A 14,564-nucleotide genomic window follows, 5' to 3' on the forward strand; every position below is an offset into this window, starting at 1 on the left:
GTGGGGCTGGGCCGGACCAGGGCTTGTGGTCGGTGACGGACGGTGCCGCCGGGCCGCAGACGGGGACGGGCGTAGGCCGGAGGGGATGTACCGGGGACCGCCCGCAGGACCGGAGCGAACGCCGGGGTGCCTTCTCCATGGACCAGAGCCGCCCGCGCCGAGGACGGGCCCCGGTGCGTCCCCTCCGGCCCCCGAGGCAACCACCAACCCCGCACGGCCCCAGCCCCCACCGACCCCACGCCACCCACGAAACCCACGCCCAATGCGCCGGCCCCCACGAACCGGACGGCCAAACGGGAACCACACCCAGTGCACCGGCCCCCACCCCACCGGCGGCCACACGAATCCCCACGGCCCCACCCCACCAGCCACAAGGACACAAGGGCGCAAGGGCGCAAGCCACACACAGCCCCACCCAAGCAAACGACCCCCGGGCTCAAAGAGCACAGGGGCCGTCAGCACACAACCAGGGCGCCGGATAACGCCAGGTAACCAACCGTCACGTAACGTCGTCGTAGCCACCGGGACGTCGCGATTCGCCGTCGGCCGCGTCACCGCTCGCCTGCTCCGGCAGCATCCGGCCGGAGGAGACCGACTCGATCTCGCCGACCGCGGAGGGCGCCAGATCGAGCTCAGAGGCCTCGTCGTCGCTCAGCCCCGCATCGGGATTGCCCCGCTTGCGGCGGCGGTCGTTGAACAGGCAGATGCCGACGGCACCGAAGTACAGCACCACGATCGGAGCGGCCAGCAGCCCCATGGTCAGCGGGTCACCGGTCGGGGTGGCGATGGCCGCGAAGACCGTGATGCCCAGCACCATGAACCGCCACCAGCTCAGGATCCGGTGACCGGTCAGCACCCCGCCGAAGTTGAGCAGCACCAGGAGCAGCGGCAGTTCGAAGGCGAGACCGAAGACCACGATCATGCGCGTGACAATGTCGAAGAAATCGTCGGCCGGGAAGAAGTTGGCCCAGTCGTCAGGGGTCAGGCCGACGAGGGCACCGGCCGTGGTGGGCAACACCGCGTAGGCAAGGTAGGCGCCGGCGAGGAAGAGCGGTACTCCGGCGCCGACGAAGCTCAGCGCGTACTTCTTCTCGGTCCTGTGCAGACCTGGCGCGAGGAAGGCCCAGAGCTGGTAGAGCCAGACCGGGCTGGCGCCGACGACACCTGTCGTGAGGGACAGCTTGAGCAGGATGGTGAACGGTGCCAGCAGGCCGTTCGCCGTGACCTGCGCACACGGGTGATCGCGCGGGGTGGTGGCCGTCGTACCGCGGGGACAGCCGACCGTGTCGATCACCGGCCCCGTGATGAAGTGGGCGATGGCGTCGTACTGCCACATCGCGATGGCGGTGATCACACCCATCGCCAGCACCGACTTCAGCAGCCGGTTGCGCAGCTCACGCAGATGCGCCGCGAGCGGCATCCGCCCCTCGGGGTCCTTCTCCTGCTTGCGGGCAGACTTCGGCAACCCACGTCCTCGTCTCGTGCGTCAGCCTGTCCCGAAACGGATCGGTGCGGCTGGATCGGTTCGGCTCAGCTCTGGTTGGTGCGGTGCGGCTCGGCCACCGGGCGCGAGCTGTTCACATCACCGGGAGCTGCCTGAATCGTGCGAGGAGCCTGCTGCGCGGCGTCGGCGGGCGCTTCGGACGTGGTGCCGGTCGTGGCACCGTCCGTCTCACCCTCCTTCTTCATCGCCTTGGCCTCACTCTTGAGGATGCGGGCCGACTTACCGAGCGACCGCGCCATGTCAGGCAGTTTCTTCGCGCCGAAGAGCAGCACAATCACGACGAGGATCAGGATGATCTCGGGGGCCCTCAGGTTGCTGAGCATCTGCGACTACCTTCTCGCCGGGGCGGCGTCTGCTGTGGTGCCTGCCGATAGTGGTCGGACTGGCGTCCTGGTGCTAGCTCGATCGTAACGTTCGGTGGTGAACGCCGGGCAATCCCCTCACATACTCCCGATTGCCTCGACCGCCGCGCTGTCTGAACCGCGGATGCAGCGTACCTCTCCGCCCAGCCCCGCAGCAGAGGGCCGACGCCCTGGGCCACCTCTTCAGTCCCTGCCGGTCTCGTGCGTCCGGGACGCGAGCGGAACGGCCGCCCGCTCCAGGTCCTCGGCGGCCCGCTGGATCCGCTCCGAGGACGCACCGACCTGACGGGCCAGCCGCCGCACCTCGGCGAAGACCCGGACGGCCAGGACGCCGAGCACGGCGATCCCGGCGAAGCCGAGGGCGATTGCGATCATGGGCCAGAGCATGGGGCGAGCCTATCCGTCAGCCCGTGTGCAGCCGCAGCGTGCGGACCCCGCCGCCGGTGAGCAGCTCGATGATCCGCTCGCCGGCCGGTTTGCGCACCGCACGGCGGCAGTCGGGGCAGGTGAAGGAGTAGAACGTGGTGCGGCTGCTGGCGCCGATCGCCAGCCGGAAGGCGTCCGAGGCCAGTTCGAAGCGGCCCCGGCAGTCCGGGCAGGCCGCTTTGAAGAGCACCGGAGCGGTCATGCCCGCCAGGGCGGTGGTCGCCATCGTGGTCGTCATCCTTCGCTGCCTCCTCCTTCTCCCCCCGCGGAACGGCGCGCCGCCCGCTTCGCCGCGTTCACTCGCCGTACGCCGCGAGCGCCTGGTCGGCGGCCTGCCGCGCACTGTCCGCGAGCTCCTGCGGCGCCACGATCCGCCCGTCGCGGCCCAGTCGCAGCGCCAGCCGCCGCAGCGAGGCCGGGTCGGGGGTGCGCAGGGTGATGCGCAGTCCGCCGTCGGGGAGCTCCTCGGCGCTGTCGTGCGGGTAGTACTCGGCGACCCAGCGGCCGCCGGGCCCGACCTCGATGGACACCTCGGGGTCCTCGGCCGCGGGCTGCACCAGTCCCTCCGACAGATCGCGCAGCTCGACCGGCGGCGGGTCGGACGGGGCGTCCAGCAGCTTGATCTCGGCGACCCGGTCGAGCCGGAAGGTCCGCCGGGCCTCCGAGAGCCGGCACCACGCCTCCATATAGGTGTGGCCGACGGCGAACAGCCGGATCGGGTCGACCTCGCGCTCGGTCAGCTCGTCACGGGCCGGGGAGTAGTAGCGCAGCCACAGGCGGCGCCGCTCGGCGATGGCGCGGTCCACGTCGGCGAAGACCCCGCCCTCGGACTCGAAGGTCACCGACAGCCGGGCGCTGGCGCCGGCCGCCTCTCCGGCCGCCGCCTCCAGCTTGGCGGTGGCACGCAGCAGCGCCTGCCGGTCGCCCTCGCGCAGCCCGGGGAGGGTGGCCACCGCGCGGGCCGCGACCAGCAGGGCGGTCGCCTCGTCGGCGGCCAGCCGCAGCGGCTCGGCGACATCGTCGGGGTTGTGCCACCAGATGCGGTCGCCGTCGGTGTCGATGTCCAGAAGGTCGCCGCCGCGGAAGCTCGTACCGCACATCGGCAGGACGTCGAGGTCGGCGATCAGCTCGTCCTCGGTGATGCCGAAGGCGCGGGCGACATCCCCGACGCGGGCGCCGGGGCGCTCACGCAGATAGGTCACCAAGGACAGCATCCGGCGGGTCTGGTCGATCGCGTTCGTCGCCATGGGTCTCGTATCCCTCTCAGCCCTTGGCCACGGCACGCAGCCGGTCGATGACCTCGGCGCGCAGTTCCGCGGGTTCCAGTACGACCACATCCGGCCCGAACTCCACCAGCCAGGCGTCGAGTCCATGGCCGCTGGGGATCTCCAGCTCGTCCCAGCCGCCGCCCAGTTCGCAGACGCTGAGCGCACGGGCGCGCAACGGATAGCCGTGCTCGGCGCGGAGCTTGATCCTGGCGGTGCCGGTCGCGGTCTCCCCGGCCCAGCTCTCGACGGTCTCGCGGACGGTGACGTGATCGGGCACCGGCGCGGTGAACGCCCCTTGCCGGGAGCGGACCTTGCCGGTGATCCGGGAGAGCCGGAAGACCCGCTCCGCCTGTCGCTCGCGGTCCCAGCCGGCGACGTACCAATGACCCCGCCAGCATTCGAGGATCCACGGTTCGACCTGTCGCTGCTCGGGGCGGGCGGCATTCGACTTGTGGTAGTCGAAGACGACCGGGCGGCGGTCGCGGCAGGCCAGCATCAACGGCTCGAAGGCGGCTTCATGGGCGGGGATACGGGGTTCCAGGGCGCTGTGCGGCTGCCCGGCGTCGTATTCCGGGCCGTCCCCGAGCGGCATACCGGCCGCGCGCAGCTTCTGGAGCGCACCGCTGGCGGCACCGGCCAGCCGGGCCTGCTGCCAGATCTTCGCGGCGAGCCCCAGGGCGGCGGCCTCCTCGGCGTCCAGCGTGATCGGGGGCAGCCGGTTGCTGTCGCGGCGGGCGAGATAGCCGATGTCGCCCTCGATGCCTTCGACGGTCTCGATGACCAGGCCGAGCTCGCGCAGATCGTCCTTGTCGCGCTCGAACATGCGGTTGAAGGAGTCGTCGCTGTTGGCCTCGATATAGGCCTCGATGGACGACCTCAGCTCACGCTTGGTCAGCGGGCGTCGCGTCCCCAGCAGGCACAGCGCCAGATTCATCAGCCGCTCGGCCTTGGCAATGGCCATCGACGCCCTTTCTCGTTGAACTCCCGATCGTTGACCGTACCGCTCGGGGAGGTCAGGGCAAAAGCCGGACGGGTAAGCCCCCGCTCCTTTCATCCGCCCGCAGGGCCGGAAGGGAACGAGGGCTTACCCGTCCCGGGGCCCGTGCCATCGCGGCACGGGCCCCGGAATACGTCAGCAGCGGTCGCGCACGGCGACCGGCAGCGGTCTCAGACGGAGACCAGGTCGCAGACGAAGATCAGCGTCTCGCCCGGGGCGATCCGGCCGCCGCCGGCGCCGCGGTCGCCGTACGCGAGGTGCGCGGGGATGGTCAGCCGACGACGGCCGCCGACCTTCATGCCCTGCACGCCCTGGTCCCAGCCGGCGATGACCTGGCCGGCGCCCAGCTGGAACTGCAGCGGCTTGCCGCGGTTCCAGCTCGCGTCGAACTCCTCGCCGGTGCTGAACGACACGCCGACGTAGTGGACGGAGACGGTGTCCCCGGCCTTGGCGACCGGCCCATCGCCCTCCGTCAGGTCCACGACCTCGAGCTCGGTGGGAGCCGGGCCCTCAGGAAAGTCGATCTCGGGCTTGTCGATGCTCACGAATGTGCTCCTACTTACGAATCTTTACGATTACCGGGCCAGTCTTGCAGATCTTGTAGGTGCCGCCGTCAGACCGTGCCGACGATGTCGACCGAGAAGACCAGGGTGTTCTTGTCCAGCCCGCTCTGCGGGTTCCCGCCGTAGGCCAGCTTCGGCGGAATCACGATCTCCACCCGGTCACCGACGTGCTTGCCGACCAGCGCCTTGTCCCAGCCCGGGACGACGCTCCCGGTGCCGATCTGGAAGGCGGTCGCGCCACCGTGGTCCCAGGACGAGTCGAACTTCTTGCCGTCCTCCCACTTCACACCGGTGTACTGCGCGATCAGCCCCTCGCCCGCCTTCACCTCGGGGCCCTTGCCCTTGATCAGGACCTGCTCCTTGAGGCCCGTGGGCGCCTTCTCCCCCTTGGGGATGGTGATCTTCGCGGCCTTCTCGTCCGCGGCCGTCACCTCGGGCATCCCGCTCTCCGGCGCCGCCTGCTCGCCCTCGACCTTCGCCTTCTTGTTGATCTTCTTCGCGCCGACCACATCGATGACCCACACCAGGCCGTCCGACGGCTTGATACCGGACTTCGGGTTCAGGCCCGCACCGATCAGCGCCTTGGCGGTGCCCTCGACCTCGAAACGGCTGCCGACCTTCTGCCCGGCGACCGCGGACATCACCTTCGGCGGCAGCATCTGCTGCGTCGGCTGGTCGGAGACCTCCCCGACAACCTGGGTGCGCGGACCTCCCGGCTTGGCACCGGGCCGCGGCGCCCAGCTGCTGCCCAGGTTCTGACCCTTCATCGACTTCGCCGAGAAGTCCAGCCGCACCACATCGCCCTTAGTGACCGTGGCGCCCTTGCCCTTGACGAGGGTCTTGGTGACGACCTTGTCGGACGGCTTGGCGCCCTTGGGCACCGTAATCTTGGGCTCTGCCCCTGCCTTGCCCTCGACCTTGACGACGGCATCGCCCGATGTGCTCTTGCTGTCCTCGGACCCGCAGGCGGCGGTGAACAGCAGGATGGGCACGGTCAGCGCAGCGGCGGCGGCGCGACGGGTGTTCTTCGTGAGGTTCATTCGACCAACTCGGGCTCGTGGGGTGGGTGGGCAATGCCTGCCACTCTACGACCTGACCCGCCGGAGGATTCTCAGCACAACACGGCAATGTGCCGGGAGCTTCCGCTCCCGGCACACCACCGCATTCCCCGCGGGTCACATACCTGCGATCAGCTTCTCCACCCGGTCGTCCACCGAGCGGAACGGGTCCTTGCACAGGACCGTGCGCTGCGCCTGGTCATTCAGCTTGAGATGCACCCAGTCGACGGTGAAATCACGGCGCTGCTCCTGCGCCCGGCGAATGAAGTCACCGCGCAGCCTGGCGCGAGTGGTCTGCGGCGGCACCGACTTGCCCTCGAAGATCTTCAAGTCGTTGCAGATCCGCGCCGCCTGCCCCTTCCGCTCCAGGAGGTAGTAAAGCCCCCGGCGGCGGTGGATGTCGTGATACGCGAGGTCTATCTGCGCCACCCGAGGGTGGGACATGGTGATGTTGTTCTTTGCGCGATACCGCTCGATGAGCTGATGTTTCATCACCCAGTCGATCTCGGTGGAGATACGGTCGAGATCCTCGTCCCGGATCGCCTCGAGCGTACGGCCCCACAGTTCGAGGACCCGCTCGACGGTGCCCGTACGGATTCCGCGACGGTCGCAGAAATCCACGGCCTTCTCGTAGTACTCCTGCTGGACTTCGAGCGCCGATGCCTCGCGCCCGCTGGCCAGCCGCACCTTGCGCTGGCCGGTAATGTCATGACTGACCTCACGGATGGCCCGGATCGGGTTCTCCAGCGTCAGATCCCGCATGACCGTGCCCGCCTCGATCATGCGCAGGACGAGGTCGGTGGCGCCGACCTTCAGCATCATGGTCGTCTCGGACATATTGGAGTCACCGACGATGACATGCAGCCGGCGATATCGCTCGGCATCCGCATGCGGTTCATCGCGGGTATTGATAATCGGCCGGGAACGGGTCGTCGCCGAGGAGACACCCTCCCAGATGTGCTCCGCACGCTGGCTGACGCAGTAGACGGCGCCCCGCGGAGTCTGCAGCACCTTGCCCGCGCCGCACAGCAGCTGACGGGTGACGAGGAACGGAATGAGGATGTCCGCGAGCCGGGAGAACTCACCATGACGGGCGACGAGATAATTCTCGTGGCACCCGTAGGAGTTTCCCGCCGAATCGGTGTTGTTCTTGAAGAGATAGACGTCGCCCGCGATTCCCTCCTCATGCAGGCGGCGCTCGGCGTCGACGAGCAGACCTTCGAGAATACGCTCGCCGGCCTTGTCGTGAGTGACCAGTTCGGTCACGTTGTCGCACTCGGGAGTTGCGTATTCCGGGTGCGAACCCACGTCCAAGTACAGGCGGGCGCCGTTCCGCAGGAAGACATTGCTGCTGCGGCCCCATGACACGACACGGCGGAAGAGGTACCGCGCCACTTCGTCAGGCGACAGTCGGCGCTGTCCCCTGAACGTGCACGTGACGCCGTACTCGTTCTCCAGCCCGAAAATGCGGCGGTCCATGACTGAACATTACGCCTGATGCCCTGCTCTGAAACCGGGTTCGACGGCCTCGTTTCGATCATTTTCCGCCGAGGCCCCACCCGCCGTACGCAGCACGGGATCCCCGAGAAATCGTTTCGTCGACAAAAGGACGAGCAGCGCGGCGAGCCCACCGGCGCCGGCCACCGCGAAACCCGCCACCGCGCCACCGTTCTCCACGGCCGGACCCACCACCGATGCACCCACCGCCGACCCGACACCGAACGTCGTCACCAGCCAGGAAAACGCCTCCGTCACCGTGCCCTGGGGCGCATGACGGTCCACCACCACGAACGCACAGGCCAGGGCCGGCGCCAGGAACACCCCCGCGACACCGGTCAACGCCGTCATCCCGACGACACCCGGCACCAGCACCAGCGGCAGATACCCCAGCGCCAGCAGGCCGATCAGCAGCCGCAGCCGGCTCTCCGGCCGCCCCGGCCACTCGCGGGCGCCGTAGACGAGGCCACCGGCCAGCGCGCCGAAACCGAGCGCGGACAGCAGCCAGCTGGAGACCATCCCCCCGCCGTGCTCATCGGCGTACGCCACCGCCGCGACCGCGATCGACCCGAGCGCCAGCCCCACGAAGAGGAACGCCCCGATCAGCACCAGCATCCCGGCCGAGCGCAACGCACCCAGCCAGTGCGCCTCACGCGGCCCGCTGCGCCACCGCCGGGACGGCTCGGAGACGACCACGGAGAGCGCTCCGAGCACCCCGAGCAGGTTGATCACCAACAGCGCCGCCCCCGCCGACCAGGCCGCCACGCACAGCGTCACCAGCAGCGGTCCCACCGCGAACATGAGCTCCTGCGCCACCGCGTCCAGCGCATAGGCGGCGTGCACCCGGTCCGCGCGCTGGAGGACCCCGGGCCACAGCGCCCGCAGGCCCCCCTCCAGGGGCGGGGTGAAGAAACCGGCGATCACCATGGCGGCGTAGGCGAGCCACAGCACATCCAGGCCGACGGCCGCGAGCAACGCCATACCGAGCGCGGAGAGCACGGAGGCGGGCAGCATCACCCGCGGCTGGCCCCAGAGGTCCACCGCCCGGCCCAGCAGCGGCTGGCCGATGGCGTTGCAGACGCCGTAGACCGCGGAGAGCGCGCCGGCCAGGGCGTAGCTGCCGCCCTCGGCGCGCACGAAGAGCACCACGGCCAGCGCCGCGGTGGCGTTCGGCAGCCTGCCGACCAGCGTCCCCGTCAGGAGCCGGGCCGCGTGCCGGGTTCTGAGCAGCTCCGCATATCCCGCGGCCATCCCTGCCCCTTTCCCGCCCGGACCGGCCGGACGTGTTACGTATAACCTGTGCCGTTATACGTACCATGACCTTCACCCGCAGTCCACCCCGCAACGGCCGAACGCGAGGAGCGAAACACCCGGTGACCAGCAACGAGACCACCACACCCGGCCGGCGCCCGGCCGCCGGCCGCACGACCAGCCGGGACGTGGCCCGCGCCGCCGGGGTCTCCCAGGCCACCGTCTCACTCGTCCTGGGCGACAAATGGCACGGCCGGGTCTCCCCCGCCAAGGCCGAAGCCGTCCGCACCGCCGCCCGCGAGCTGGGCTACCGCCCCAACCTCGCCGCCCGCAGCCTGCGGATGGGCCGTACCCGCACCGCACTCCTGGTCGTCCCCGCCCTGACCACCGAATTCTTCGCGCGCGTCTACACCGGCGCGGCCCGGGTCGCCGCCGACCACGACTTCGGAGTGGTCCTCTACCCCTCCCCCGAGGGCATCGGCCCGGCCCGCGACCCCTTCGACTCCGCCGCGGCCACCCTGGACGGCGTGATCGCCTCCTCCATGGCCGCCGAGGCCCTCACCGCGCTCCGCGACGCGGACCTGCCTCTGGTCATGCTGGACAGCGACCCCGACGACGACCGGGCCACCGCCACCGTCAACCTCGACATCGCCGACGGCGTACGGCAGTTGACCACCCATCTGACGGCCCTGGGCCACCGCCGTATCACCCACCTCGCCGCCGATGTGGACTCCTGGACCTTCGAGCTACGCGCCCGCGCCGTCACCGAAGCCCTGGAGGGCATCCCCGGCGCGGTGCTGCGCCGGCAACCGGCCGCCCTCGGCGTCGATGCCGGGCTGCACGCCGCACACGCCGCCCTGACCGCCCCCGGTCCCCGCCCCACGGCCCTGCTCTGCGACGACGACATCATCGCCGCGGGCGCCTGCAAAGCCGTACGCCGACTGGGCCTGCGGGTCCCCGAGGACGTCTCCGTCACCGGCTTCGACGACCTGGCCCTGGCCCTCGCCGTCGAGCCGGAGCTGACGACCGTACGACTGCCCGCTGAGGAGTTCGGCGAGGCCGGGATGCGGGCCCTGATGAGCGTGCTCGACGGCCGCCCGGCCGAGGCCCCCACCCTGCCGGTCGAACTGGTCACCCGCGGCTCCACCGCCCCGCCCGCAACCGCCCCCGGAAACGCAGCGCGCCCCGGCGGGCAGTGAGCCACCGGGGCGCGCGATCGGGGCACACAGCCCCTCAGCAGTACGTCAGAGCAGGGGCTCCCCTTCGGGGCCGTCCTCGCCCGAAGCACCCTTGCTCTTACTTCCGTTGTCCTTGCTTCCGTTGTCCTTGCTTCCGTTGTCCTTGGAGCCCTTGTCCTTGGAGCCCTTGTCGTCGGCTCCCTCGGCGGTGGTCCCGGACTCCCCGGCACCGGCGCCCTCATCGGCGTCCGCGTCCCCGGCGCCCGCTCCACCGCTCTCGTCCAGCAACCGGGACAGCTGCCGGCCCAGGATCCGCTTGAACTTGCGCTGCTGGGGGCGCGTACGGTCCAGCGTCGCGACCTCCAGCTGGTCGGCTGTCAGCGTGCGCTCACCGCCGTTGTTGTCCCGCGACAGCGACTCCATCGCCAGCTTGAGCGCCTCGGCCAGCGTCATACCGTCGCGGTGGCGTTGGTCGAGATAGGTGCTGATCTGGTCCGCATTGCCGCCGACGGCCACCGAGCCGTGCTCGTCGACGATCGAGCCGTCGTGCGGCAGCCGGTAGATCTGGTCGTCCTCGGCGGCCGCGCCCACCTCGGCGACGATCAGCTCGACCTCGTACGGCTTCTCGGCGGCGCTGGAGAAAATCGTGCCGAGCGTCTGGGCATAGACATTCGCCAGGCCCCGCGCGGTCACATCCTCACGGTCGTAGGTGTAGCCCCGCAGATCGGCGTAGCGCACACCGCCGATCCGCAGATTCTCGAACTCGTTGTACTTGCCGACCGCCGCAAAGGCGATCCGGTCGTAAATCTCGCTGACCTTGTGCAGGGCGCGGGAGGGATTCTCGGCGACGAAGACCACGCCGTCGGTGTACTGCAGCACCACGACACTGCGGCCCCGCGCGATGCCCTTGCGGGCGTACTCGGCACGGTCGGCCATGGCCTGCTGGGGTGAGACATAGAACGGCGTCGACACCGGCTATCCGTCCCTTCCTGTCAAAAGCTCTCTCGGTAGCTGGGGGAGCATTGCGGAACATCCGTCCCGTCAGAGCAGCGCGGCGCGCGGGCCGTCGGGCTGTTCGAGGCGGCGTTCATGCACGGCACGGGCGATCTCCGAGACCTCGTCCTCGGTGAGCCTCCTGAAGCCGTCTTCGGTGATCACCGTGACGATGGGGTAGATCCTCCGCGCCATATCGGGTCCGCCGGTCGCGGAGTCGTCGTCAGCCGCGTCATACAGCGCCTGGACGACAGCGGTGGCGGCCTGATCCTCCGTGAAATCTTCCCGGAAGAGCTTCTTCAGCGCGCTGCGCGCGAAGACCGAGCCGGAACCCGTCGCCGCAAAGCCGTGCTCCTCCGAGCGCCCGCCGGTCACGTCGTACGAGAAGATACGGCCCTTCTCGCGGTCGAGGTCATAGCCGGCGAACAACGGCACCACGGCCAGGCCCTGCATGGCCATCCCCAGATTGCCGCGAATCATCGTCGACAGACGATTCGCCTTGCCCTCCAAGGAGAGTTGGGCACCCTCGACCTTCTCGAAGTGCTCCAGCTCCAGCTGGAAAAGCTTGACCATCTCCACCGCGAGGCCCGCCGTACCCGCGATGCCGACCGCCGAATACTCGTCGGCCGGGAAAACCTTCTCGATATCACGCTGCGCGATGACATTGCCCATCGTCGCCCGCCGGTCGCCGGCGAGCACCACGCCTCCGGGGAACCCCGCGGCAACGATCGTCGTGCCGTGCGGCGCCTCAATGGCACCCTGCACCGGCGGCAACGGGCGGTTGCCCGGCAGCAGGGTGGGCGAGTGCTCGCCGAGGAAATCCATGAAGGACGAGGATCCAGGCGTCAGGAAGGCAGCTGGTAGACGCCCGGTGCTTCGAGTATTGGCTTCCACACGATTCCTTCCAGATATGCGATCGCCCCCGAGCGTGGCGTCGGGGACATCCCTCAACTTGCCGAGTGCCGAGTTGCAGTTGAAGCACAGTACGACTCGGACCTTACCCGTATCGCGGTCGTGATCCACCTGCCCGGGCACCGGCCCGGGGCGGATCGCGAACTGCTCCTTGCTCACTGCGTCACGCCCGGTCACGACGGTGCCGCGGGGCAGCGGGCCGGCAGCCCCTCGCAAGCGGAGCCGTTCCGGTGCCCTGCGGCGTACCGAGCGAGTGCGCGGGTGACCGGGTGCCCGCGGGGGACCGGCCGGCAGTGCACGGAATTCTTCGCCCGCCCGTCCCGCGCCGAAATGCTTTTCCGGACGGACGCCACGCGGCGGCCCTGACGGTCGTCGGGCCCCCCGCATGTCGCCCGAAGGCCGCGCACGGTCAGGCTTTCCCGCACCGCGCGCAACGCTTCGGCCCCCCTGAATCGAGCACGTCCGGGTCGCTCTACTCCCCGCCCTTTTGCACGAAGCTTCGAACGAAATCCTCGGCGTTCTCTTCGAGTACGTCATCGATTTCGTCCAGGACGGAATCCACGTCGTCCGACAACTTTTCCTGGCGTTCCTTGAGGTCCTCCGAGGCCTGCGCGTCCTCGGTCTGTTCCTCGACCTCTTCGGTGGAACGCGTGGCCTTGGCCTGTCCGCCGCCGCTGTCCTTGGTCGCCATGTCCCTCACCCCGCTCGGTTCGCCCCGCTCGATGTGACCTTCAAGATCCGACCCTACAAGCAGGGTCCGACATCGGCCCTGCACTTGGTGCAAAGCCCGGGAGTCACCTCGATGATTCCCGCACCGCGACGATTTCAGCCGCGGATCGGCTGTGGATCGTGACGAATTCTGTCGTGCACCTGCCGAAGCTCAGCGGCCGGACAGCGTCCTCACCAGCTCCTCTGCGGTACGACAGCGGTCCAGAAGCTCCTTCACGTGCTTACGGGTCCCCCGCAGTGGCTCCAGCGTGGGAACCCGTTGCAGGGAGTCACGTCCGGGCAGGTCGAAGATGACCGAATCCCACGAGGCGGCCGCGACATCGTCCGCGTACTGCTCCAGGCAGCGACCGCGGAAGTAGGCCCTGGTGTCCTCTGGGGGCTTCTGCTCGGCCCGCTGCACCTGTGGCTCGTCCAGGAGCCGCTTCATCTTGCCGCGGGCCGCCAGACGGTTGTACAGGCCCTTCTCGGGCCGTACGTCGGCGTACTGCAGGTCGATGAGGTGCAGTCGCGCCGCGTCCCACTCCAGGCCGTCGCGGCGCCGGTAGCCCTCCATCAGCTCCCGCTTGGCGACCCAGTCCAGCTCACCGGACAGGCTCATCGGATCGTTCTCCAGCCGGCCGAGCACGTCCTCCCACCGGGTCAGGACGTCCTTCGTCTGCTCGTCCGCATCCGCCCCGTAGCGGTCCTCGACATATTTGCGGGCCAGCTCGAAGTACTCCATCTGGAGCTGTACGCCGGTGAGCGTGCGGCCGCTGCGGAGCGTGATCAGATGTTGCAGGGTGGGATCGTGCGAGACCTGGTGGAGGGTGCGGACGGGCTGGTCGACGGCCAGGTCGACGGCGATGAAGCCGTCCTCGATCATGGAGAGCACCAGCGAGGTGGTGCCCAGCTTCAGATACGTCGAGATCTCGGAGAGGTTCGCGTCCCCGATGATCACGTGGAGCCGGCGGTACTTCTCCGCGTCCGCGTGCGGTTCGTCGCGGGTGTTGATGATGGGCCGTTTGAGGGTCGTCTCCAGCCCGACCTCCACCTCGAAGTAGTCGGCGCGCTGGCTGAGCTGGAAGCCGTGATCGTGGCCGTCCTGGCCGATACCGACCCGTCCGGCGCCGGTGATCACCTGGCGGGAGACGAAGAACGGCGTCAGGTGCCGCACGATGTCCGAGAAGGGGGTCTCCCGCTTCATCAGGTAGTTCTCGTGCGTCCCGTAGGAGGCGCCCTTGTTGTCGGTGTTGTTCTTGTAGAGGTGGATGGGCTGGGCGCCGGGGACCTGGGCGGCCCGTTCGGCCGCCTCGGCCATGATCCGCTCGCCGGCCTTGTCCCACAGCACGGCGTCACGCGGATTGGTGACCTCGGGGGCGCTGTACTCGGGGTGGGCGTGGTCGACGTAGAGCCTGGCCCCATTGGTCAGGATCACGTTGGCCAGGCCGATGTCCTCGTCCGTGAGCTGGCTGCCGTCCGCATTTTCGCGTGCGAGGTCGAAGCCGCGGGCGTCACGCAGCGGGTTCTCCTCCTCGAAATCCCAGCGGGCACGGCGTGCCCGGTGCATCGCGGCCGCGTAGGCGTTGACGACCTGGGACGAGGTGAGCATGGCATTGGCGTTCGGGTGGCCGGGGACGGAGATCCCGTACTCCGTCTCGATTCCCATTACTCGCCGTACGGTCATGCGGCCCTCCTTGCCCGGCGACGCCCCCGGATGGGGTCGGCGCTCAAGTACCGCTGCGCTTCCGGTCCGTGTGCGTGCCCCACGCCCGCACAGCGTGACGCAGCGGTACCGAAGAGCCTAGAACGCCTTTGCGGCGCTGTGGAGATCATTACAGTCATTGCTC

At 69.3% G+C, this 14,564-nt stretch carries 15 protein-coding genes; 1 reads left to right on the top strand and 14 read right to left on the bottom strand.

From position 1 onward, the window contains the following. Positions 1-499: 499 nt before the first annotated feature. The 10 genes from tatC to ACGFWI_RS31950 form a co-directional block, all read right to left on the bottom strand. Positions 500-1,465 carry a twin-arginine translocase subunit TatC gene (tatC, locus tag ACGFWI_RS31905; RefSeq protein ID WP_393909520.1) on the bottom strand — a complete coding sequence of 322 codons (966 nt, stop codon included), beginning with the start codon at positions 1,463-1,465 and terminating at the stop codon, positions 500-502. A gap of 65 nt (positions 1,466-1,530) precedes the next feature. Further along, positions 1,531-1,827 carry a Sec-independent protein translocase subunit TatA gene (gene tatA / locus ACGFWI_RS31910; RefSeq protein ID WP_393909521.1) on the bottom strand — a complete coding sequence of 99 codons (297 nt, stop codon included), beginning with the start codon at positions 1,825-1,827 and terminating at the stop codon, positions 1,531-1,533. 222 nt (positions 1,828-2,049) lie between these two features. After that, complete coding sequence (locus tag ACGFWI_RS31915) at positions 2,050-2,253, bottom strand: hypothetical protein (protein WP_393909522.1); 204 nt, start codon at positions 2,251-2,253, stop codon at positions 2,050-2,052. Between the two features lie 16 nt (positions 2,254-2,269). Then, a complete protein-coding gene (locus ACGFWI_RS31920) occupies positions 2,270-2,530 on the bottom strand; it encodes a hypothetical protein (protein ID WP_393909523.1) in 261 nt (86 codons plus the stop codon). 58 nt (positions 2,531-2,588) lie between these two features. Continuing rightward, the gene (locus ACGFWI_RS31925) at positions 2,589-3,539 is read right to left on the bottom strand and encodes a helix-turn-helix transcriptional regulator (protein ID WP_393909524.1); all 951 of its coding nucleotides are present in this window, start codon (positions 3,537-3,539) and stop codon (positions 2,589-2,591) included. A gap of 16 nt (positions 3,540-3,555) precedes the next feature. Next, positions 3,556-4,521, bottom strand: a complete 966-nt coding sequence (locus ACGFWI_RS31930; protein WP_393909525.1) for a helix-turn-helix transcriptional regulator — start codon at positions 4,519-4,521, stop codon at positions 3,556-3,558. Positions 4,522-4,727: 206 nt separating this feature from the next. Beyond that, on the bottom strand, positions 4,728-5,102 hold the full coding sequence (locus tag ACGFWI_RS31935) for an FKBP-type peptidyl-prolyl cis-trans isomerase (RefSeq protein ID WP_393909526.1): 375 nt from the start codon (positions 5,100-5,102) through the stop codon (positions 4,728-4,730). Positions 5,103-5,170: 68 nt separating this feature from the next. Further along, positions 5,171-6,160: an FKBP-type peptidyl-prolyl cis-trans isomerase gene (locus ACGFWI_RS31940; RefSeq protein ID WP_393909527.1), complete on the bottom strand. Its 990-nt coding sequence runs from the start codon at positions 6,158-6,160 to the stop codon at positions 5,171-5,173. A gap of 135 nt (positions 6,161-6,295) precedes the next feature. Then, positions 6,296-7,657, bottom strand: coding sequence for a Pup--protein ligase (pafA, locus tag ACGFWI_RS31945; protein ID WP_393909528.1), 1,362 nt, complete (start codon positions 7,655-7,657; stop codon positions 6,296-6,298). A gap of 9 nt (positions 7,658-7,666) precedes the next feature. Next, positions 7,667-8,926 (bottom strand): MFS transporter, encoded by a 1,260-nt coding sequence (locus ACGFWI_RS31950; RefSeq protein WP_393909529.1) that lies wholly within the window; start codon positions 8,924-8,926, stop codon positions 7,667-7,669. A gap of 122 nt (positions 8,927-9,048) precedes the next feature. On the opposite strand from ACGFWI_RS31950, the gene ACGFWI_RS31955 reads away from it, so the two are divergent. Beyond that, a complete protein-coding gene (locus ACGFWI_RS31955; RefSeq protein ID WP_393909530.1) occupies positions 9,049-10,125 on the top strand; it encodes a LacI family DNA-binding transcriptional regulator in 1,077 nt (358 codons plus the stop codon). Between the two features lie 45 nt (positions 10,126-10,170). On the opposite strand, the gene prcA is transcribed toward ACGFWI_RS31955, so the two are convergent. The 4 genes from prcA to dop form a co-directional block, all read right to left on the bottom strand. After that, positions 10,171-11,076 (bottom strand): proteasome subunit alpha, encoded by a 906-nt coding sequence (gene prcA / locus ACGFWI_RS31960; RefSeq protein ID WP_393909531.1) that lies wholly within the window; start codon positions 11,074-11,076, stop codon positions 10,171-10,173. Positions 11,077-11,145: 69 nt separating this feature from the next. Next, positions 11,146-12,168 (bottom strand): proteasome subunit beta, encoded by a 1,023-nt coding sequence (gene prcB, locus ACGFWI_RS31965; protein WP_393909532.1) that lies wholly within the window; start codon positions 12,166-12,168, stop codon positions 11,146-11,148. A gap of 313 nt (positions 12,169-12,481) precedes the next feature. Next, complete coding sequence (locus ACGFWI_RS31970) at positions 12,482-12,700, bottom strand: ubiquitin-like protein Pup (protein WP_159747643.1); 219 nt, start codon at positions 12,698-12,700, stop codon at positions 12,482-12,484. Between the two features lie 189 nt (positions 12,701-12,889). After that, on the bottom strand, positions 12,890-14,401 hold the full coding sequence (gene dop / locus ACGFWI_RS31975; protein ID WP_393909533.1) for a depupylase/deamidase Dop: 1,512 nt from the start codon (positions 14,399-14,401) through the stop codon (positions 12,890-12,892). Positions 14,402-14,564 lie beyond the last annotated feature (163 nt).

It is taken from the genome of Streptomyces sp. NPDC048434, assembly GCF_043200375.1.
Taxonomy (GTDB): domain Bacteria; phylum Actinomycetota; class Actinomycetes; order Streptomycetales; family Streptomycetaceae; genus Streptomyces.